Source organism: Pseudomonas sp. AC136, assembly GCF_979258585.1.
Window position 1 is genome coordinate 2,835,688 of record NZ_OZ409865.1, and the last position, 20,510, is coordinate 2,856,197.

Consider the following 20,510-nt stretch of genomic DNA (forward strand, 5'->3'; position numbering starts at 1 on the left):
GGCGCCATCAGTTTGACATCTCGCCTTGCACCGCCAGCTTGTAACCCCGGCCGTAGACGGTCTGGATCAATTGCGGGCGGTTGGAATTGAGCTCAAGTTTGCGCCGCAGCCGGGCCACCAGCGTGTCGACGGTGCGCAAATCCCCGGAGTCTTCACTCTCAAGACCATGACGCAAACAGGCGAGCAAATCGTTGCGATTGACCGGCTTGCCGCGCCGCTCGATCAGCCCCACCAGCAAGGCGAATTCGCCCGCCGTCAGCGACACATCGCTGCCCTCTTCATCGCTGATTCGGCGGCGCAGCAAATCCACTTTGTAAGTACCGAGCAGCACATCCTGATCCGTCTTATCGCCCTGACGGCGACGCAGCAGACTGCGAATTTGCGCGAGCAACACACGCAGGTTGACGGGCTTGGTGATATAGCAATCGGCCCCGGTTTCGAGACCGGCCACGCGGTCGAAATCGTCGTCACGCACAGTGACCAGGATGATGCCGATTTGCGGGCTTTTACTGCGCAGCTGGGCGGCGACGGTAAGGCCGTCGATATCGGGAAGGCCGATATCGAGGATTACAGCGGCGGGTTGATGACGTTCGAACAAGCGCATGCACTCATGACCCGAGGGGGTGCTGAGCACTTCATAGCCGGCGTTCACCAGATACAGCGAAACCATCTCGCGGATTTCGGGTGCGTCTTCGACGACCAGGAGTTTTTCCATGCTGAGTGTGCTCGGCTTGTTGTTATGGGGCGCGATTGTGGGGGGTTCCGGGGGAGAAATACTAGATGCGCTGATCGGGGCGGTTGCGCCCGCCTCATCGCGTGTTCTTGTCCGCGATCTGCCAGACGTTCTTAGATTCCCGAAAACACATCCGTCATCCTCGCGAACGCGGGGATCCAGAATTTCTCGGCGTACAGACATGTTGGGCTGCACACGATTTTGGGCCCGGCTTTGAAACTATCCGCATCGTTCACGACTGCGCTCGGCACAAGACTCTGGATCCCCGCCTGCGCGGGGATGACGGTGGTTTGGCCAATCTGCCGGCCCTACGCCTATTCCCGCACATACATCCGTCATCCCCGCGAACGCGGGGATCCAGAATTTCTCGGCGTACAGACATGTTGGACTGCACACGATCTTGGGTCCGGCCTTGAAGCTATCCGCATCCCTCACGCCTGCGCCCGGCACAAAACTCTGGATCCCCGCCTGCGCGGGGATGACGGTGGTTTGGCCAATCTGCCGGCCCTACGCCTATTCCCGCACACACATCCGTCATCCCCGCGAACGCGGGGATCCAGAATTTCTCGGCGTACAGACATGTTGGACTGCACACGATCTTGGGTCCGGCCTTGAAACTATCCGCATCGTTCACGACTGCGCTCGGCACAAGACTCTGGATCCCCGCCTGCGCGGGGATGACGGTGGTTTGGCCAATCTGCCGGCCCTACGCCTATTCCCGCACATACATCCGTCATCCCCGCGAACGCGGGGATCCAGAATTTCTCGGCGTACAGACATGTTGGACTGCACACGATCTTGGGTCCGGCCTTGAAGCTATCCGCATCCCTCACGCCTGCGCCCAACACAAGACTTTGGATCCCCGCCTGCGCGGGGATGACGGTGGTTTGGCCAATCTGCCGGCCCTACGCCTATTCCCGCACATACATCCGTCATCCTCGCGAACGCGGGGATCCAGAATTTCTCGGCGTACAGACATGTTGGGCTGCACACGATTTTGGGTTCTGCTTTGAAACTATCCGCATCGTTCACGACTGCGCTCGGCACAAAACTCTGGATCCCCGCCTGCGCGGGGATGACGGTGGTTTGGGCAATCTGCAGGCCCTACGCCTATTCCCGCACATACATCCGTCATCCCCGCAAAGGCGGGGATCCAGAATTTCTCGGCGTACAGACATGTTGGACTGCACACGATCTTGGGCCCGGCATTGAAGCTATCCGCATCGTTCACGACTGCGCTCGGCACAAGACTCTGGATCCCCGCCTGCGCGGGGATGACGGTGGTTTGGGCGCCTACGCCCGCCCGAAATCCGACGGACCCACCCAGACTCCCGAAAACACATCCGTCATCCTCGCGAACGCGGGGATCCAGAATTTCTCGGCGTACAGACATGTTGGACTGCACACGATTTTGGGTCCGGCGTTGAAGCTATCCGCATCCCTCACGCCCGCGCCCGGCACAAAACTCTGGATCCCCGCCTGCGCGGGGATGACGGATGTTTGGGCGGGGTGAGGATGGCTAACGACGTTGATCGGCGTATTCCCGTAGGAGCCAGCTTGCTGGCGAACCCTGCAAACGAAGGTCGCGAATTCCTTTTCCACGGTTCGCCAGCAAGCCGGCTCCTACAAGTGCAGCGCGGCTACACCAATTTATGCTCCATCGCATACTTAACAAGATCCGCCACCGACGCTGCATTCAGCTTCTGCATCAGCCGCGCTTTATGCGTGCTGATGGTCTTGTTGCTCAGCGCCAGCTGCTGAGCAATGTCGTTAACGTTGGCACCCTGTACGAGCCGTTCAAACACCGAAAACTCCCGCTCCGAGAGCCGCGTGTGCAAGGGCCGCGAGTCGGTCAGGCCGACTTCAAATACCATGCGGTCGGCCAGCTCCGGGTCGATGTAACGCCCACCGGCCGCCACGCGGCGAATAGCGGTGAGTAGCAGCGCCGGGTCGCTGTCTTTGGTGGCGTATCCGGCGGCGCCGGCTTTCAGGGCGCGGGCGGCCATTTGTGCTTCGTCGTGCATCGAGAGCACCAGAATAGCCGGCGGATTGCTCAACGCGCGGATGCGCGGAATGGCTTCCAGGCCGTTGACGCCGGGCATGGAGATGTCGAGCAGCACCACTTCGCATTCGGTATGCCGCAAGGTCTCCAGCAACTGCTCGCCGTTGCTAGCTTCGCCGGCGACGCACAGGTCTTTGGCCAGGCCGATCAGTTGCTTGATGCCTTCTCGCACGATGGTGTGGTCTTCGGCGACCAGTACACGAATCACGGTTCTATCTCCTCGTTACGTGCGGCCAGGGGAATGCGCACGGTCAGGGTGGTGCCCTCGCCCAACTGGCTGTCCAGGCGCAAGGTGCCGCCCAGCATCAGCACACGCTCGCGCATGCCGACCAAGCCAAACGAGGCGCTACGTCCAGGCGTGGCGACAAAGCCGAGGCCATCGTCGGCGACGGTCAGACACAGATCGTCCCCTTCGCGCTCCAGCCGCAGCTCGACAGTATGCGCCTGGGCGTGACGCATCACGTTGGTCAGCGCTTCTTGAAGAATGCGAAACAGGCCGATGGCTTTGGCGTCGGCCAGGGCCGGCAGGTTGTCGGGTACTTGCACGATGCAGGGAATTTGCGTGCGCGCTTCGAAGCGCTGGGCTTGCCATTCGATGGCCGAGGCGATGCCGGCGTCGAGGATGGGCGGACGCAATGCGGTGGCCACGTCGCGTACCAACTGGAAGAGGTTGGCGATCAGCTTTTTCATGCTGTTGAGGCGGTCCTGCAAACCCGGATCGAGCTCGGCATACGCCAGTTCGCACATCGACGTTTCCAGCTTCAGCACGGTAAGCACTTGGCCCAGCTCGTCGTGCACTTCGCGGGCGATGCGGGCTTTTTCTTCTTCGCGCACGCTTTCCAGGTGGGCGGACAATTCGCGCAGCTGGGCGCGCGAGCCGGCCAGTTCAAGCTCGATGCGTTTGTTGTCGGTGATGTCCCAGGCGATGCCGTCCCAGACCACGCTGTTGTCATCCAGGCGCCGGGCGATGGCTTTGATGTCGGCCCAGCGCTGTTCGCCGTCGCGGGTGAGGATGCGGCCTTGCCAGTGCCAGTCGCGGTCGTGGGCGAAGGCTTGGTCTTGCGTGGCGTGGTAGCTGGTTTTGTCTTCGCTGTAGACCAGGCTGCGCAGGCCTCGATCGGAGGCCTGCAGCACGGCGGCCGGGTAGCCGACCATGCCTTCGCTGCCGTCGCTGATAAAGGCGAATTCCACCTCGGCGCCGACCTGCGCGCGCTCCAGGCGAAACACCATGCCCGGCACGTTGGCGGCAATGCCTTGCAAGCGCGCCTGGCTTTCTTGCAACGCCGCCAGGGCGCGGCGGCGCTCGGTGACGTCGGTGATGTACACCACCAGGTATTCGGCTTGGCGAAAACGCAAAAAGCTTAGGGACACATCCGCTGGCAAGGTCGTGCCGTCAGCGCGCAGCAGCGAACTTTCGAAGCTCAGCGGCTCGCCGTCGCCGCCCCGCGCGCGCTTCCACAGGGCCAGCCAGCGGTCCATGTGCAGGTTCGGGTCGAAGGCGGCCAACGGCAGTTCAACCACGCCGCCGGCCGGGTAACCGAGCAATTGTTCGGCGGAGCGGTTGGCGTAGCGCACGTGGCTGTCCCAATTGACCCAGAGAATGCCGACGGTGCTTTGGTCGATGGAAAACTGCGTCAGGCGCAGCGCTTCTTCGGCCGCTTGGCGCAGGTCCAGGGCGTGCCGAGCGCTGAGCAGGTCACGCTCCAGACGGCGCACTTGCCGACGCAGCCAGAACAGGCAAGCCACGGCGCCCGCCAGCAGCACCGCGAACAGGCTGGTGAGGTTTTGCCAGAACCCCGGCGACTCGCTCAGGCGCGGGTATTTGATTTGCACCCAACGGTTGTGCAATTGGTCGAGCTGTTTGGGCGAGAGCCCGGCCAGGGCTGTGTCGATGATGGCCGAAAGCTGCGGCCAATCGCGGCGGGTGGCCACCCGCAGCAATTGCGGGAAGCCGATATCGCCGACCACGGCCAGCTCGGCGAACTCGGCCTCGCCGGATAGACGACTGAGTTGGGCTTCGTCGATAACCACGTATTTCACGCGCTCGGCCAACAGATTGCGCAGGGCTTGGCGCTCGTTGTCGGCGCCTTGCAGGTTGAGGTTGGAATAGGAGCTGCGCAGGTAGTCGGCCACCGCGCTCGGCGTGCGCACGGCCACTGGGTCGTTGCTGCCCAACTGCTCAAAATCCACCGCCGCGCCGCCCACCCGTGCGCCCACCACCAGTTGCGGCACGCGCATGTAGGGGTCGGTGAACAGCCACTGGCGCAGGCCGGCCGGGGTTTGCATCTGGCCGGGCGCGATGTCGAACAAGCGCGCCTGGGCAGCGGCCTCCAGAGACGCCTGGTCCGGGTAGGTTTGCCAGATAAGGTCGACGTGCAGCGCGGCGGCGAGGTCGTTCAGCAGGTCGATATGGGCGCCGGATAACTTCTGTTGGCGGCGGTCCATTTGCGCATAGGGCGCTTGCAGCACCACACCGACGCGCAGCTGTTTATGCGCTTCGAGCCACGCTTGCTGTTCTCTGTTCAGCGCCAGCGAGGGTGGTGCGTCGCTCATCGCCAGGCCCGGCAACAAGCCGAGCAGCGCGAGCAATGCGCAGAAAACAGAACGTAGCAACGGGCGGCGCATCCAGCGAAAACCTCAGGAGGGAACAGCGAGCCGGCCTACCTTACTCCAGCCGGCAGGCGCACCGCTAAACCTGCGCCTGACAAATGCACGACTGCCGATTAGGCTGCACCCATTGTTCTCGCTCAGGACTTGCCCAATGCCGCTGTCGCTTCGCCCCGCTCTCGCCCTGGTCTCGCTGCTGCTGTGTGGCGCTGTGCACGCTGCCGATGAACCGGCGCCCAGCAAAGAAGGCGAGCCCGCCGCCGCAGTGGAACGCGCGCCGCTGGCCGAACGCAGCGTTGACGATGCCGCCGCCCTGGCCAAACGTGTGCCGGCCAAGGAGCGGCAAATGCTCACGGCCGGCGATGAGCAGTTTCTGGCGCTGTATAAGTTGGCCAACGTGGGCGAGCCCAGCGGCGTGGTGATTTTAATTCCCGGTGACGGCGAAACGGCCGACTGGCCCCTGGCGATGGCGCCGCTGCGGGAAAAACTGCCCGATGCCGGCTGGCACACCTTGAGCCTGAGCCTGCCCGACCCTCAAGGCGACGAGCCGCCGCTGCGCCCACTGCAAGCCACGCCACCGGCCGAAGGCGAAAGCAAACCCGCCGAAACCACCGAACCCGCGCCGGCCACCACACCGGAAAATGCCGCCGTGCCGGCCGACAACACGCCGCCACCCAGCGGCATCACGGAGGAACAGCGCACCACCCACGCCACCCGCGTCAGCGCCCGAATCGAAGCGGCCATCGCCTTTGCCCAGGAGCAGAAAGCCAAGGCCATCGTGCTGCTCGGCCATGGCAGCGGCGGCTACTGGGCGGCGCGTTATTTGGCGGATAACAAGCCCAAGCAGGTCAGCAATCTGATTCTGATAGCGGCTGAAAAGCCGGTCGGCTTTTCGCCAGCGCTGGAGGATCTGGTGCCCGCGCTGAAACTGGCCACCGGCGATTTCTACTACCGCGACCTGGCGGCGGACCGTGACAACGCCACGCTGCGTTCGCAGGCGAGCAAGCGGCAGAAGCATCCGGCGTATATCCAGGTGGCGATGGGCGCGTTGCCGGGGGATCGGGCGACGGAGCAGGAGCAGTTGTATCGGCGGGTGAAAGGGTGGCTGAGCCAGCATGTGCAGGCGGGGGCGGCGCGGCCGGATCGGTCGACGCCGGCGAGTGCGCCGGAGCCTGATGCAGTGCCGGAGCCGGTTGAGCCGGCTTCGCCGGGGATTTGAGGGTTGTTGGGGTTGGGCTTTGTTTTAGGCTGGGTACGACGGTTGGGTTTTGTTGATCCGTGGTTCGAGCTTCGGTCCGAAATTCTGGATCCCCGCGTTCGCGAGGATGACGGAGTTTTTTGCAACGACCACCGTCATCCTCGCGAAGGCGGCGGTCCGACGATTCAGGATCCAGAATGTTGCGCCGGGCGAAGAAAATCGGCGCGCCACCTATCGAAACCTCCACCAAAAACCGTTCTTCAAATAACCCTCACCGAAACCCTCGCTGCTCCTTCACCACCGCATACGCACTGTGCAATTCCCGCGTTTTCTCAGTCGCCTCTCGCACCTTAGCCGCACTCGCCCCCGCGCCGACGAGTTTGTCGGGGTGATGCCGACTCAGCAGCCGCCGATAGGCGTTCTTGATGGTTTGCACATCACTGCCATGGGCCACGTTCAGTAAACGCAGCGCCTGTTCATAGCTGACCACGCTGGTGACGTTGGTGCTTTTGCGCGGTTCGAATTCCGCGCCCAGGGCCGCCACGGCGTCGCGCCCTATGCCCAACCATTTGCCCCACAGCACGATCAGTTCGCGCTCGGTGCTGGTGGCGCGGCCGTCGGCCCAGGCCATGCGCCAGCAGGCGCGCAGCACTTCTTCGGCGGCGCGCAGTTCGCTGCGCAAACGACGCAGCGGCAGGCGCAAGCCGTCTTGGCCGTTTTTGCCGCGGGTGAAGGCGTCGATGGCGCGGCGCTGTTCGCCGTCGGTGAGTTGCAGGCGCTGCATTTCGGCGCGCGCTTGCTGGATGTGCACTTCGAGCACTTGGCCGTCACTCTTGGCCAGGCGACCGAGCAGCACGAAGAGCAGGTCTTGATCCGACACGCCAACCGGCCGCGCGCCTTTGAGCCGGCCGCGCAAGTCGTCCCAGCTTTCCAGGGCCATGCGCCGGTCCACCACCTGGCCGAGCAAAATGCCCAGCAAAGCGCCCGGAATACTGGCCAGCGCCAGCCCGGCGGTGGCGCCCACGACGGTCGCTGGCCAGAGCATCAGCCGGCCACCGCGAGCAGCTGTTCCACTTCGGCCAGGCGCTCATGGGTGCCGACGTCTACCCAATGCCCTTGGAAATGCTCGCCGCTTACGCGCCCTGCGGCCATGGCCTCGCGCAGCAGCGGCGCCAGCTTGAACGCGCCCGCTTGGCAGCCAGCAAACAGGGCCGGCGCCAGCACGGCGATGCCGCTGTAGGTGAGCGTGGCCGCGCCGGGATGGGCATCGCTGAGCTGGCCATCGCGCAAGGTGAAGTCTCCGGCGCGATGGTGCGCGGGGTTGTCGATCATCACCAGATGAGCCAGGCCGCTTATTTGGCGGGGCAAGGCGCTGAAGTCGTAGTCGGTCCAAACGTCGCCATTGACCACCAGGAACGGCTCATCGCCGAGCAAGGGCAACGCTTTGTGGATGCCGCCGCCGGTTTCCAGCGGTTCGCCTTCGGGTGAATAGACGATGCGCAGGCCGAACTGCGAGCCGTCGCCCAGGTGGTCTTCAATTTGCTGACCGAGCCAGGCGTGGTTGATCACCACCTCGCGAAAACCTGCCGCCGCCAGCGCGCGCAGGTGGTATTCGATCAGGGGTTGGCCGGCGACCGGAATCAGCGGCTTGGGCGTATGCAGGGTCAGCGGGCGCATGCGCTCGCCTTTGCCGGCCGCCAGAATCATGGCTTTCATGCGGGCACCGCCTTGGATGCGTGCAGGCTGGCAAACAACTCGCCGAGCTCAGCCAGTTCCGGACGACGCGCGAGCACCGCTTCTATATAGGAGAAGAAACGCGGCACGTCGCTCAGGTATTTCGGCTTGCCGTCGCGGTGGCGGATGCGCGCGAAGATGCCGATAACTTTGAGGTGCCGCTGTACGCCCATGAGGTCGCTGGCGCGCAGGAAATCTTCAAAGTCGGGCTGCACCGGAATGCTCAAGGCCTGCGCTTGCTGCCAGTACTGGCTCAACCAGGCGCGCACACGCGGCTCGGGCCAGCTGAGGAAGGCGTCTTTGAACAAGCTGGTGACGTCGTAAGTGACCGGGCCATACACCGCATCCTGAAAGTCCAGCACGCCGGGGTTCGGCTCGCTGAGCATCAGATTGCGGGGCATGTAGTCGCGATGCACCAGCACCTTTGGCTGGGCCAACGCGCTGTCGATCAACACAGTGCAGATGCGTTGCCAGGCGGCGAGCTGCGCGTCGGTGAATTCCAGTCCCAGTTCGTGGCGCACGTACCAATCGGGGAACAGTTGCAGCTCGCGGTGCAATAACGCGTGGCCGTAACTGGGCAACGGCGTGTGCTGCGGCAGTTGCTGGAAGGCCACCAGTGCATTCAACGCGTCGGCAAACAAGGCGTCGGCGTTGTCGTCATTAATGACGTCCAGATAAGTGTGGCGGCCAAGATCAGGCAGCAGCAAAAAGCCGCGTTCGAGGTCCTGGGCCAAAATTTCCGGCACATTTATTTTTGCTTCGGCGAGCAAACCGGCCATTTTCACGAAGGGGCGGCAGTCTTCCTGAGGCGGCGGCGCGTCCATCACGATGAATGTGCGGCCCTCGCCCTGCCAGCGAAAGTAGCGCCGAAAACTGGCGTCGCTGCTAGCTGCAGTAAGGGTTGCAGGCGGAACCGGGCCCCAGCCGCGATCGGCAAACAGGGCGGGTAATTGCTCATCGAGCCACACGGACAGCTGTTGCAGGCGTACATCTTCATCAAGCATTACAAGGGTCTCCGACGGCCCTAGCCGTTGTGCGGGTCATGCTTTATTATCCAGCATCTTTTTCAGCCCATCGAGAGGCGTGCGGTCCTAGCGGGCCGATGGCGCGCAGGAAGCCCGGACTACAAGATGGCAGTAAAATACCCCGCGTTTCGTAAAAAATTCCCTCTGCTGGTTACCGGCAGCCTATTGGCTTTGCAACCTGTTGCCACGCAATACGTGGTCGCCGCTGAGCAGTATGACTGCGCTGTGTCGGCTACGGGTGGCTGGGCATGTTCGCCAAAATCGAACACTGCCGTGTTGCCACCCCGCCCTGTGCATAGCGCCGGCGCGGTCAGCTCATTGGCCGGCACCTCGGCCGAGAAGACCAGCACGGTCGCCTCGGGTGAAGCCGTTGCAGCCGAGGCCAAGCCTCAGCTGGTGACCCAGAGCAAAGGCAAAGCGTTGAAGTCTCGCAGTGCTGACTACAGTCACCTCGACTGGGTTCCGCGCGAGAAGCTCACCGCCGAGCAACTGGCCGAAACCGGCCCGTACTGCTCCGGTGCGTACATCGAGCCGGAACGTCCGGGCATGAAAGACAAAACCGCCAAGAAAGATGCGCCGACCTATGTGTCTGCCAAAGCCTCGCGCTATGAGCAGGAACAACAGGTAGCGACCTTGGCCGGTGATGTGGTGATGCGCCAGGGCAGCATGCAGGTGGAGGCCGACGAGGCCAGCCTGCTGCAAGCTGAAAACCGTGGCGAGCTGAACGGCAACGTGCGTCTGCGTGACAACGGTGCCTTGGTGGTCGGTGACCACGCTCAGCTGCAACTTGATACCGGCGAAGCGCAAATCGACAACGCCGAATACGTGCTGCACAAATCCAGCGTTCGCGGCAACGCGCTGTATGCCAAGCGCCAGGAAGATTCGATCATCCGCCTCAAGGATGGTACGTACACCCGCTGCGAACCGGGCAGCAACGCCTGGAACCTGAAGGGCAACAACATCACCTTGAACCCGGCGACCGGCTTCGGTACCGCGACCAACGTGACCCTGCGGGTTAAAGACATTCCGATCTTCTACACCCCGTACATTTATTTCCCAATCGACGACCGTCGCCAGTCCGGCTTCCTGCCGCCGAGCATCGGCTCGTCCAGCGACACCGGCCTGATGCTGGTAACGCCGTACTACTTCAACTTGGCGCCTAACTACGACGCCACCTTGTATCCACGCTTCATGTCCGAGCGCGGCGTGTTGATGGAAGGCGAGTTCCGTTACCTCACCGAAAGCAGCGAGGGCCAGGTCAGCGCTGCTTACCTGGATGACGGCGACGACGAGCGCAAGGATGAGCCCAAGTACGAAGATCAACGTTATCTGTACAGCCTGAAAAACCAGACCGGCCTCGATTCGCGTCTGCTGGGCACGGTCGATTACACCAAGATCAGCGACCCGTACTACTTCCAGGATCTGGAAACCGACCTGGACGTTAGCAGCCAGACCTTCGTGAACCAGCAAGGCGCGCTGACATACCGGGGCGACAGCTTCGATGCCAAGCTCAATATGCACGCGTATCAGCTGGCCACCGTAACTGACGTGACCCCGTACGATCGCCTGCCTCAGGTGACGTTTGACGGCGTTCTGCCGTTCCAACCGGGCGGCGTGAACTTCACGTACAACACCGAATTTGTACGCTTCGACCGTGATCTGGACGAGTACAACTACCTTACCGAACAGAGCCCCGACAGCTACTTGCGTGGCCTAACCCGGGCCACTGGCGACCGCATCCATCTGGAGCCAGGCGCCAGCCTGCCGCTGAATTGGAATTGGGGCTACGTCAAACCGACAGTGAAATACCTGTACACCGACTACGACCTGGATCTGGATCAGCGCGGCAAAGACACGCTGGTAGCCGGCCAGAACTACAGCAGCAGCCAGGACCGTGGCGTGCCGTTGTACAGCGTCGACAGCGGCCTGTACTTCGACCGCAACACGACTCTGTTTGGCAACAACTACCGCCAAACCCTCGAGCCGCGCCTGTATTACCTGAACGTGCCGTATCGCGATCAGTCGGACATCCCGATTTTCGACACCAGCGAAACGCCGTTCAGCTATGCCTCGCTGTTCCGTGAAAACCGCTTCTCCAGCAGCGACCGTATTGGCGATGCCAACCAACTGTCGCTGGGCACCAGCAGCAGCTTTATCGAGGAAAACGGCTTCGAGCGCGCCAGCGTTGCGATCGGCCAGACCCTCTACTTCGAAGACCGCAAAGTGCAGTTGCCAGGTATCGAAGCGAAAGACGAAGCCTCGGTGTCGCCGTATGCATTGACCGGCCAATACCGCATCAACCGTGACTGGCGTGTCAGCTCCGACCTGAACTGGGACCCGGACGCCGGCGAAACCCGTTCCGGTAACGTGATGGCGCATTACCAGCCAGAAGCGAACCCCGGCAAAATCGTTAACGCCGGCTACCGCTACCGTAACGACGTCAAGCGCTTCAACCCGCAAACCGGGTTATTCGAAGTGGGCGGCGACGAATACAAGATCGATCAGTCCGACTTCTCGGTTATCTGGCCGGTCGTACCGCAGTGGAGCGCTATCGCTCGCTGGCAGTTCGACTACAACCAGAGCCGTACGCTGGAGGCCTTTGGTGGTTTCGAGTACGACAACTGCTGCTGGAAACTGCGTCTGATCAACCGCTACTGGGTTGAGTACGACGAATTCGACTTGAAACGCGAAGCCAACGGCGACCGCGGGATCTTCCTGCAAATCGTGCTGAAAGGCCTCGGCGGCGTTATCGGCAACAAAGTCGAGAGTTTCCTCGACCAAGGCATCCAAGGTTATCGTCAACGTGAAGACCAAGCTTATTGATTGTCTGCGCCCGCTGCTGCTGGGCGCCATGCTTCTGGGTACCGCGGCACACGCCGACGTACAGTCCATTGACCGCGTTGTGGCTATCGTCGACAACGACGTAATCATGCAAAGCCAATTGGACGGCCGCCTGCGCGAGGTTCAACAAACCATCGCCAAGCGCGGTGCCGCACTGCCGCCGGAGCACGTACTGAGCCAGCAAGTGCTGGAACGCCTGATCATCGAAAACCTGCAACTGCAGATCGGCGATCGCTCGGGCATCCGCATTACTGACGAAGAACTGAACCAGGCCATCGGCACCATCGCTCAGCGCAACAACATGAGCGTCGAGCAATTCCAGGCGGCGCTGGCGCAGGACGGCTTATCGTTCAACGAAGCCCGTGAGCAAGTGCGTCGCGAGATGATCATCAGCCGAGTGCGCCAGCGCCGTGTGGCCGAACGCATTCAGGTAACGGATCAGGAAGTGCAGAACTTCCTCGCCTCCGACCTGGGCAAGATCCAGCTTTCGCAGGAATACCACTTGGCCAACATCCTGATTCCGGTGCCGGAAAGCTCCTCGCCGGAAACCATTCAGGCTGCGGACAAACAAGCCAACGCTATCTATCAGCAACTGAAGCAAGGCGCCGACTTCGCCCAGTTGGCTATTTCCAGCTCCGGAAGTGAAACGGCGCTGGAAGGCGGCGACATGGGCTGGCGTAAAGCCGCTCAATTGCCCTCTCCGTTCGACAACATGGTTGGCGCGCTGGCAGTTGGCGACGTTACCGAGCCAGTGCGCACGCCGGGCGGTTTCATCATCATCAAGCTATTGGAAAAACGCGGCGGCGACAGCCAGATGCGTGACGAAGTGCACGTTCGTCACATCCTGATCAAGCCGAGCGAGATCCGCACCGAAGCTGAAACCCAGCGCCTGGTCGAGCGTCTGTACGACCGCATCCTGGCCGGCGAAGACTTCGGCGAACTGGCGAAAAGCTTCTCTGAAGACCCGGGTTCGGCTCTCAACGGCGGCGACCTCAACTGGATTGATCCGAGCACCCTGGTGCCGGAGTTCCAGCGCGTGATGGCCAATACCGCCAGCGGTGAAGTGTCCAAACCGTTCAAAAGCCCATACGGCTGGCACGTTCTGGAAGTGCTTGGCCGTCGCGCCACGGACAGCAGTGACGAGTTCCGCAAGCAGCAGGCCCTCAACGCCCTGCGCAACCGTAAGTACGACGAAGAGCTGCAAGCCTGGTTGCGCCAGATTCGCGACGAGGCATACGTAGAAGTCAAACTGTGACCCTACCGCGCTTCGCTCTTACTCCCGGCGAGCCGGCCGGCATAGGTCCCGACCTGTGCCTGCTGCTTGCCCAGCACGCCCAGCCTTATCCCCTGATCGCCATCGCCAGCCGCGACCTGCTCACCGAGCGGGCCGCGCAACTGGGCGTGGCGGTTCAGGCGGTAGCGGTCACGCCAGATGCCTGGCCCGACGCCCCCGCACCTGCCGGCACCCTGTACGTTTGGGACACGCCGCTACGCAGCGCCGTAACCGCCGGCCAGCTCGACTCGCGCAACGCCGCTTATGTACTCGAAACCCTGACGCGCGCCGGTGAAGGCTGCCTGCACAGCGATTTCGCCGGAATGATTACGGCGCCCGTGCACAAAGGTGTGATTAACGAAGCGGGCATCGCATTCTCTGGCCACACCGAGTTTCTCGCCGACCTCACCCACACCGAACAAGTGGTGATGATGCTCGCGACGCGCGGCCTGCGGGTGGCGCTGGTGACCACGCACTTGCCGCTCAAGGACGTGGCTGCAGCCATTACTCCTGAGCGCCTGGCACGGGTGACGCGCATTCTGCACGCCGATCTGGTGAACAAATTCGGCATCGCAGCACCCCGAATCCTGGTGTGCGGCCTGAACCCTCATGCGGGCGAAGGCGGTCATCTGGGCCGCGAAGAAATTGAAATCATCGAACCGACGCTGGCCGCTTTGCGTGCCGAAGGGTTGAACCTTATCGGCCCACTGCCGGCCGATACCTTATTCACCCCCAAGCATCTGGACCACTGTGACGCCGTGTTGGCGATGTATCACGACCAAGGACTGCCGGTGTTGAAGTACAAAGGTTTCGGCGCTGCGGTAAACGTGACCCTCGGCCTGCCGATCATTCGCACCTCGGTCGACCACGGCACCGCTCTGGATCTGGCCGGCTCCGGCAAGATCGATACCGGCAGCCTGCAAGTCGCCCTCGAAACGGCCTATCAGATGGCCGAAAGCCGGTAAGCCGGCCTTTCTTTTGCCGCGTCCTGCGCCTTAACTGGCAGACAGGTCGCCCGCCCCACTAGCAGCAGAGCCACTATGACTGAGCACTACCAACATCGCGCCCGTAAGCGCTTCGGCCAGAACTTTCTGCACGATGCCGGGGTTATTCACCGCATTCTGCGCGCCATTCACGCCCGCCCCGGTGAGCGCCTGCTGGAAATCGGCCCGGGTCAGGGCGCGCTGACCGAAGGCCTGCTGTCCAGTGGCGGCACGTTGGACGTTGTAGAGCTGGACCTGGACTTAATCCCGATCCTCAAGAGCAAGTTCGACAGCAACCCCAACTTCAGCCTGCATCAAGGCGACGCGTTGAAGTTCGACTTCACCAGCCTCAACCCGGCGCCCAACAGCCTGCGAGTGGTCGGCAACCTGCCGTACAACATTTCCACGCCCCTGATTTTTCACCTGCTAGACAACGCCAGCCTGATTCGCGATATGCACTTCATGCTGCAAAAGGAAGTGGTGGAGCGCCTGGCCGCGACGCCGGGCGGTGGCGATTGGGGCCGCTTGTCGATCATGGTGCAGTACCACTGCGATGTGGAGCACCTGTTCAACGTTGGTTCGGGCGCGTTCAACCCGGCGCCGAAAGTGGACTCGGCCATTGTTCGGCTGGTGCCGCACGCCACCCTGCCCCACCCGGCTAAAGATCACCGTTTACTTGAGCGCGTGGTTCGCGAGGCGTTCAACCAGCGCCGCAAAACCTTGCGCAATACGCTTAAAGCCCTGCTCACCAGCGAGGCCATCGAAGCCGCGCAGGTCGACGGCAGCCTGCGCCCCGAGCAGCTCGACCTCGCCGCCTTTGTGCGCCTGGCCGACAAACTGCACGAGCAGACAATTGCTGCGCCCGCGCACTAAACTCGTTATTCAGCAGTTCGCTAACCGAGCCATTTGTATGTCCGATGCCCGTTATCAGATCGACGTCAATGTCGTGACCCGTTACCTCCCGGAGCAATCGCAGCCGGACCAGAACCGTTTTGCTTTTGCGTACACCGTGACCATCCGCAACAACGGTGAGCTTCCGGCCAAGCTGCTCTCGCGCCACTGGTTGATCACCGACGGCGACGGCCGCGTGCAAGAAGTGCGCGGCCCAGGCGTTATCGGCCAACAGCCGACCATCGAAGCCGGCGGCAGCCACACCTACAGCAGCGGCACGCTAATGGCCACACGGGTGGGCAACATGCAAGGCAGCTACCAGATGCAAGCCGAGGACGGTAAGCGCTTCGATGCCACCATCGCGCCGTTCCGCCTGGCCGTGCCGGGGGCTCTGCACTGATGGCGGTGTACGCCGTTGGCGACCTGCAAGGTTGCCTGGATCCGTTGAAATGCCTGCTCGACCGGGTAGCCTTCGACCCCGCCACCGACCGCCTGTGGCTGGTGGGCGACTTGGTCAACCGTGGGCCGCAATCGCTGGAAACCCTGCGTTATCTCTACGCCATGCGTGAATCGCTGGTGTGCGTGCTGGGCAATCATGACCTGCACTTGCTCGCCGTCGCGAACAACATCGAGCGCATGAAGAAAGGCGACACCCTGAGCGAGATTCTCGAGGCGCCCGACCGCGCGGAACTGCTCGACTGGCTGCGCCAACAAAAACTCGTGCATTACGACGTCGACCGCGACATCGCCATGGTGCACGCCGGCATCCCGCCGCAATGGACGCTCAAGAAGGCCCTGCGCTGCGCTGCCGAAGTGGAAGAGGCGTTGCGCGACGACACGCGCTTCTTGCCCTTTCTGGACGGCATGTACGGCAACGAGCCGGCACGTTGGGACAGCGACCTCAAGGGCGTCACGCGCCTGCGGGTAATCACCAACTACTTCACCCGCATGCGTTTCTGTAAAGCCGATGGCACCCTCGACCTGAAAAGCAAAGAGGGCGTTGGCAGTGCTCCGCCGGGATTCCAGCCCTGGTTTAGCCACAAGCAACGCAAGACGGCCGGGCAGAAAATCATTTTCGGCCATTGGGCAGCGCTTGAGGGGCGCTGCAACGAACCTGGCGTCACTGCGCTGGACACCGGCTGTGTCTGGGGCAACTCCATGACCTTACTCAACGTCGACAGCGGTGAACGCCACTGCTGCGACTGCAAGGAGATTCCCTCATGAGCGAATTCAAACGCATTCCCCCAGAGCAGGCCCAGGCACTTCGCGAAAGCGGCGCAGTGGTCGTGGATGTCCGCGATCCGCAAAGTTTCGCCATGGGCCACATCAGCGGCTCGCGCCACCTGGACAATCACTCGCTGCACGACTTCATCACCCAGGCCGACCTCGACGCCCCGTTGATCGTCTCCTGCTACCACGGCAACTCCAGCCAGAGTGCCGCCGCCTACCTGGTCAGCCAGGGCTTTTCCGAGGTCTACAGCCTCGACGGCGGCTTCGAACTGTGGCGCGCCACCTTCCCTGGCGAGATTGCCAGCGAGCCTGCGGAATAATTTTTTTCCGACCCGTCTAGCCCGCGCCCCGTCTGGCTTCTCGCCTTCCTGTAACAAAGACCGACACATCCTTATTGTTTGTCGGTCCTTGACCTCTCCAATTACGAACTATCCTTACCTCAGGCCATCCATACAGGGGAGAGCCGGCACACCGGCTTCCGGGGCTATCGGCAGCGACCTTTAGGTGTTCTGGGGGAATCTCATTTGCTGACTCGTCGGCAGATTGCCAGCACCCGCTCGACCGATCCCGCCCGGCTCGACCATCAAGCGAGGTGACGTCATGAGTATTTTCAGCCACTTCCAGCAACGCTTCGAAGCGACTCGCCAGGAGGAGTATTCCCTTCAGGAGTACCTCGACCTGTGCAAACAGGACAAAAGCGCCTACGCCACAGCGGCCGAGCGCCTGCTGATGGCCATAGGCGAGCCGGAACTGATCGACACCTCGCACAACTCCAGGCTGTCGCGAATCTTCTCCAACAAGGTGATTCGTCGATATCCCGCCTTCGAAGATTTTCACGGCATGGAAGAGTGCATCGACCAGATCGTGTCCTACTTCCGCCATGCTGCTCAGGGCCTGGAAGAGAAGAAACAAATCCTCTATCTCCTCGGTCCGGTGGGCGGCGGTAAGTCATCGCTGGCGGAAAAGCTCAAACAGCTGATGGAGAAAGTGCCCTTCTATGCCATCAAAGGGTCGCCGGTGTTCGAATCGCCTCTGGGGCTGTTCAACCCCGCTGAAGACGGCACCATTCTCGAAGAAGACTTCGGCATTCCACGGCGCTACCTGAGCACCATCATGTCGCCGTGGGCCACCAAGCGCCTGGCCGAATTCGGCGGCGACATCAGCCAATTCCGCGTGGTGAAGCTCTACCCGTCCATCCTCAACCAGATCGCGGTAGCGAAAACCGAGCCGGGTGACGACAACAACCAGGACATTTCCGCCCTGGTCGGCAAGGTCGATATCCGCAAACTGGAAGAATTCCCGCAGAACGACGCCGACGCCTACAGCTACTCCGGTGCGCTGTGCCGCGCGAACCAGGGGATGATGGAATTCGTCGAAATGTTCAAGGCGCCGATCAAGGTCTTGCACCCACTGCTCACCGCCACGCAGGAAGGTAACTACAACAGTACCGAAGGCCTCGGCGCCATTCCGTTTATGGGCGTGTTGCTCGCTCACTCCAACGAATCGGAGTGGCACAGCTTCCGCAACAACAAGAACAACGAGGCGTTCATCGACCGGATCTACATCGTCAAAGTGCCGTACTGCCTGCGCGTCAGTGACGAGATCAAGATCTACGACAAGCTGCTGTTCAACAGCTCACTGGCCAAAGCCCATTGCGCCCCCGACACCCTCAAAATGCTGGCGCAGTTCTCGGTGCTGTCGCGCTTGAAAGAGCCGGACAACTCCAACGTCTATTCGAAAATGCGCGTTTACGACGGCGAGAACTTGAAGGACACCGACCCCAAAGCCAAGTCGATTCAGGAGTACCGCGACAGCGCGGGCGTTGACGAAGGCATGAACGGCCTTTCGACCCGCTTCGCCTTCAAGATTCTGTCCAAGGTATTCAACTTCGACCCCCACGAGATCGCCGCCAACCCCGTGCACCTGCTCTATGTGTTGGAGCAGCAGATCGAGCAGGAGCAATTCCCGGCCGAGGTGCGCGAACGCTATCTGCGCTACATCAAGGAATACCTGGCGCCGCGTTACATCGAATTCATCGGCAAAGAAATCCAGACCGCCTACCTCGAGTCCTACAGCGAGTACGGGCAAAACATCTTCGACCGCTACGTGCTGTACGCCGATTTCTGGATTCAGGACCAGGAATACCGCGACCCGGAAACCGGCGAAATCCTCAACCGAGTGGCGCTCAATGAAGAGCTGGAAAAAATCGAGAAGCCGGCCGGCATCAGCAATCCGAAGGATTTCCGCAACGAGATCGTCAACTTCGTGCTGCGCGCCCGCGCCAACAACAACGGCAAGAACCCGACCTGGCTCAGCTACGAGAAGCTGCGCGTAGTGATCGAGAAGAAAATGTTTTCCAACACCGAAGACCTGCTGCCGGTCATCAGCTTCAACGCCAAGGCCAGCAAGGAGGACCAACAGAAACACAACGATTTTGTCTCGCGGATGGTCGAGCGCGGCTACACCGACAAGCAGGTACGCCTGCTGTCCGAATGGTACCTGCGGGTTCGTAAGTCGCAGTAACCTGCTACGTCGGACTCGTCCGACGTCGTTGCCGCACGGTCTGTTCCAGCAGGCCATATGAGCCGCTCCGGGTCTGCTCGCTACGGTGCCCGCCGTAGCGAGCGCAGCAGGCCTGGGGGTTCTTAGGAGCGTCCATGAGCTATGTGATCGACCGCCGTCTGAACGGCAAGAACAAAAGCACGGTAAACCGCCAGCGTTTCCTGCGGCGTTACCGCGACCACATCAAAAAGGCCGTTGAAGAGGCCGTCAGCCGCCGTTCCATTACCGATATGGAGCACGGCGAGCAAATCAGCATTCCCGGCCGCGACATCGACGAACCGTTGCTTCATCACGGTCGCGGCGGCAAGCAAACCCAGGTTCACCCCGGCAATAAAGAATTTACCGCCGGTGAACGCATCCCGCGTCCGCAAGGCGGCGGGGGCGGTAAAGGTGCGGGCAAGGCGAGCAATTCCGGCGAGGGCATGGACGAGTTTGTCTTCCAGATCACCCAGGAAGAATTCCTCGATTTCATGTTTGAAGACCTGGAGTTGCCGAACTTGGTGAAGCGTCAGCTCACCGGCACCGACACTTTTAAAACCGTGCGCGCCGGGGTCAGCAACGAGGGCAATCCATCGCGCATCAACATTGTCCGCACGTTACGCTCCGCCCATGCCCGGCGCATCGCGCTGTCGGGCAGCAGCCGCGCCAAACTTCATGCAGCGATTGCCGAGCTTGATCGCCTGAAAGCCGAAGAACCCGATAATTTCGCCGACATTCAGGCCAAAGAAGCGGAAATTGTTCTGCTGCGCGCGCGCATTAAAAAGGTGCCGTTTCTCGACACCTTCGACCTGAAATACAACCTGCTGGTCAAACAACCGAACCCCAGCTCCAAAGCCGTGATGTTCTGCTTGATGGACGTTTCCGGCTCCATGACGCAGGCAACCAAAGACATCGCCAAGCGCTTTTTCATCCTGCTGTACCTGTTCCTCAAGCGGAACTACGAAAAGATCGAAGTGGTGTTTATCCGCCACCACACCAGCGCCCGCGAAGTGGACGAAGAAGAGTTTTTCTATTCACGCGAAACCGGCGGCACCATCGTCTCCAGCGCCCTCAAGCTGATGCAGGAAGTGATGGAAGAGCGTTATCCCACCAGCGAATGGAATATTTACGCGGCGCAGGCCTCGGACGGCGACAATTGGAACGACGATTCGCCCATCTGCCGCGACATTCTCATGAAGCAAATCATGCCGCTGGTGCAGTACTTCACTTATGTGGAAATCACCCCTCGCGAGCACCAGGCGTTGTGGTTCGAGTACGAGCAGGTCGGCGAGGCGTTTGCCGACACCTTCGCTCAACAACAACTGGTGTCTGCCGGCGACATTTACCCGGTGTTCCGCGAACTGTTTCAGCGCCGACTCGTTAGCTGAGGTA

At 61.5% G+C, this 20,510-nt stretch carries 16 protein-coding genes; 10 read left to right on the forward strand and 6 right to left on the reverse strand.

Annotated elements, in window-relative coordinates; all coding sequences use genetic code 11:
• Window positions 1-7: 7 nt before the first annotated feature.
• From ACZZZU_RS12715 to ACZZZU_RS12725, 3 genes are all read right to left on the reverse strand, one after another.
• Window positions 8-715 carry a response regulator transcription factor gene (locus ACZZZU_RS12715; RefSeq protein WP_122491974.1) on the reverse strand — a complete coding sequence of 236 codons (708 nt, stop codon included), beginning with the start codon at window positions 713-715 and terminating at the stop codon, window positions 8-10.
• Window positions 716-2,373: 1,658 nt separating this feature from the next.
• On the reverse strand, window positions 2,374-3,003 hold the full coding sequence (locus ACZZZU_RS12720) for a response regulator transcription factor (protein ID WP_122491976.1): 630 nt from the start codon (window positions 3,001-3,003) through the stop codon (window positions 2,374-2,376).
• On the reverse strand, window positions 3,000-5,348 hold the full coding sequence (locus tag ACZZZU_RS12725; RefSeq protein WP_463552136.1) for a PAS domain-containing sensor histidine kinase: 2,349 nt from the start codon (window positions 5,346-5,348) through the stop codon (window positions 3,000-3,002). Before ACZZZU_RS12725 ends, ACZZZU_RS12720 begins: the two co-directional genes overlap by 4 nt.
• A gap of 208 nt (window positions 5,349-5,556) precedes the next feature.
• On the opposite strand from ACZZZU_RS12725, the gene ACZZZU_RS12730 reads away from it, so the two are divergent.
• Window positions 5,557-6,621, forward strand: a complete 1,065-nt coding sequence (locus ACZZZU_RS12730; protein ID WP_463550786.1) for an alpha/beta hydrolase family protein — start codon at window positions 5,557-5,559, stop codon at window positions 6,619-6,621.
• 250 nt (window positions 6,622-6,871) lie between these two features.
• On the opposite strand, the gene ACZZZU_RS12735 is transcribed toward ACZZZU_RS12730, so the two are convergent.
• The 3 genes from ACZZZU_RS12735 to ACZZZU_RS12745 are packed head-to-tail and all read right to left on the reverse strand — an operon-like array spanning window position 6,872 to window position 9,338.
• Window positions 6,872-7,645, reverse strand: a complete 774-nt coding sequence (locus ACZZZU_RS12735; protein WP_463550787.1) for a TerB family tellurite resistance protein — start codon at window positions 7,643-7,645, stop codon at window positions 6,872-6,874.
• Window positions 7,645-8,316, reverse strand: a complete 672-nt coding sequence (murU, locus tag ACZZZU_RS12740; protein WP_463550788.1) for an N-acetylmuramate alpha-1-phosphate uridylyltransferase MurU — start codon at window positions 8,314-8,316, stop codon at window positions 7,645-7,647. The genes ACZZZU_RS12735 and murU overlap by 1 nt, the downstream gene beginning before the upstream one ends.
• Window positions 8,313-9,338, reverse strand: coding sequence for an aminoglycoside phosphotransferase family protein (locus tag ACZZZU_RS12745; RefSeq protein WP_463550789.1), 1,026 nt, complete (start codon window positions 9,336-9,338; stop codon window positions 8,313-8,315). The genes murU and ACZZZU_RS12745 overlap by 4 nt, the downstream gene beginning before the upstream one ends.
• A 126-nt stretch (window positions 9,339-9,464) precedes the next feature.
• Here ACZZZU_RS12745 and ACZZZU_RS12750 point away from each other — a divergent pair, with 126 nt between their 5' ends.
• The 9 genes from ACZZZU_RS12750 (at window position 9,465) to ACZZZU_RS12790 (ending at window position 20,506) form a co-directional block, all read left to right on the forward strand.
• Entirely contained in the window at window positions 9,465-12,182 is a 2,718-nt protein-coding gene (locus ACZZZU_RS12750; protein ID WP_463550790.1) for an LPS-assembly protein LptD, read from the forward strand.
• On the forward strand, window positions 12,163-13,455 hold the full coding sequence (locus tag ACZZZU_RS12755; protein WP_163016473.1) for a peptidylprolyl isomerase: 1,293 nt from the start codon (window positions 12,163-12,165) through the stop codon (window positions 13,453-13,455). Before ACZZZU_RS12750 ends, ACZZZU_RS12755 begins: the two co-directional genes overlap by 20 nt.
• Complete coding sequence (pdxA, locus tag ACZZZU_RS12760; protein WP_463550791.1) at window positions 13,452-14,438, forward strand: 4-hydroxythreonine-4-phosphate dehydrogenase PdxA; 987 nt, start codon at window positions 13,452-13,454, stop codon at window positions 14,436-14,438. The genes ACZZZU_RS12755 and pdxA overlap by 4 nt, the downstream gene beginning before the upstream one ends.
• Window positions 14,439-14,513: 75 nt before the next feature.
• Window positions 14,514-15,329: a 16S rRNA (adenine(1518)-N(6)/adenine(1519)-N(6))-dimethyltransferase RsmA gene (gene rsmA / locus ACZZZU_RS12765; protein ID WP_122451613.1), complete on the forward strand. Its 816-nt coding sequence runs from the start codon at window positions 14,514-14,516 to the stop codon at window positions 15,327-15,329.
• 37 nt (window positions 15,330-15,366) lie between these two features.
• Entirely contained in the window at window positions 15,367-15,747 is a 381-nt protein-coding gene (gene apaG, locus ACZZZU_RS12770) for a Co2+/Mg2+ efflux protein ApaG (RefSeq protein WP_122492445.1), read from the forward strand.
• Window positions 15,747-16,571, forward strand: a complete 825-nt coding sequence (locus ACZZZU_RS12775) for a symmetrical bis(5'-nucleosyl)-tetraphosphatase (RefSeq protein WP_463550793.1) — start codon at window positions 15,747-15,749, stop codon at window positions 16,569-16,571. The genes apaG and ACZZZU_RS12775 overlap by 1 nt, the downstream gene beginning before the upstream one ends.
• Window positions 16,568-16,897, forward strand: coding sequence for a thiosulfate sulfurtransferase GlpE (gene glpE / locus ACZZZU_RS12780; protein ID WP_122491984.1), 330 nt, complete (start codon window positions 16,568-16,570; stop codon window positions 16,895-16,897). The genes ACZZZU_RS12775 and glpE overlap by 4 nt, the downstream gene beginning before the upstream one ends.
• 280 nt (window positions 16,898-17,177) lie before the next feature.
• Entirely contained in the window at window positions 17,178-19,100 is a 1,923-nt protein-coding gene (locus ACZZZU_RS12785) for a PrkA family serine protein kinase (RefSeq protein WP_122451616.1), read from the forward strand.
• A 134-nt stretch (window positions 19,101-19,234) separates the two neighbouring features.
• The gene (locus ACZZZU_RS12790) at window positions 19,235-20,506 is read left to right on the forward strand and encodes a YeaH/YhbH family protein (RefSeq protein WP_463550794.1); all 1,272 of its coding nucleotides are present in this window, start codon (window positions 19,235-19,237) and stop codon (window positions 20,504-20,506) included.
• The last annotated feature ends 4 nt before the right edge of the window (window positions 20,507-20,510 follow it).

Coding starts and splice junctions, on each gene's coding strand:
- murU (WP_463550788.1), bottom strand. CDS start 8,316: ATGAAAGCCATGATTCTGGCGGCCGGCAAAGGCGAGCGCATGCGCCCG.
- ACZZZU_RS12735 (WP_463550787.1), bottom strand. CDS start 7,645: ATGCTCTGGCCAGCGACCGTCGTGGGCGCCACCGCCGGGCTGGCGCTG.
- rsmA (WP_122451613.1), top strand. CDS start 14,514: ATGACTGAGCACTACCAACATCGCGCCCGTAAGCGCTTCGGCCAGAAC.
- ACZZZU_RS12715 (WP_122491974.1), bottom strand. CDS start 715: ATGGAAAAACTCCTGGTCGTCGAAGACGCACCCGAAATCCGCGAGATG.
- apaG (WP_122492445.1), top strand. CDS start 15,367: ATGTCCGATGCCCGTTATCAGATCGACGTCAATGTCGTGACCCGTTAC.
- ACZZZU_RS12785 (WP_122451616.1), top strand. CDS start 17,178: ATGAGTATTTTCAGCCACTTCCAGCAACGCTTCGAAGCGACTCGCCAG.
- ACZZZU_RS12730 (WP_463550786.1), top strand. CDS start 5,557: ATGCCGCTGTCGCTTCGCCCCGCTCTCGCCCTGGTCTCGCTGCTGCTG.
- ACZZZU_RS12775 (WP_463550793.1), top strand. CDS start 15,747: ATGGCGGTGTACGCCGTTGGCGACCTGCAAGGTTGCCTGGATCCGTTG.
- ACZZZU_RS12725 (WP_463552136.1), bottom strand. CDS start 5,348: ATGAGCGACGCACCACCCTCGCTGGCGCTGAACAGAGAACAGCAAGCG.
- ACZZZU_RS12745 (WP_463550789.1), bottom strand. CDS start 9,338: ATGCTTGATGAAGATGTACGCCTGCAACAGCTGTCCGTGTGGCTCGAT.
- ACZZZU_RS12790 (WP_463550794.1), top strand. CDS start 19,235: ATGAGCTATGTGATCGACCGCCGTCTGAACGGCAAGAACAAAAGCACG.
- ACZZZU_RS12750 (WP_463550790.1), top strand. CDS start 9,465: ATGGCAGTAAAATACCCCGCGTTTCGTAAAAAATTCCCTCTGCTGGTT.
- glpE (WP_122491984.1), top strand. CDS start 16,568: ATGAGCGAATTCAAACGCATTCCCCCAGAGCAGGCCCAGGCACTTCGC.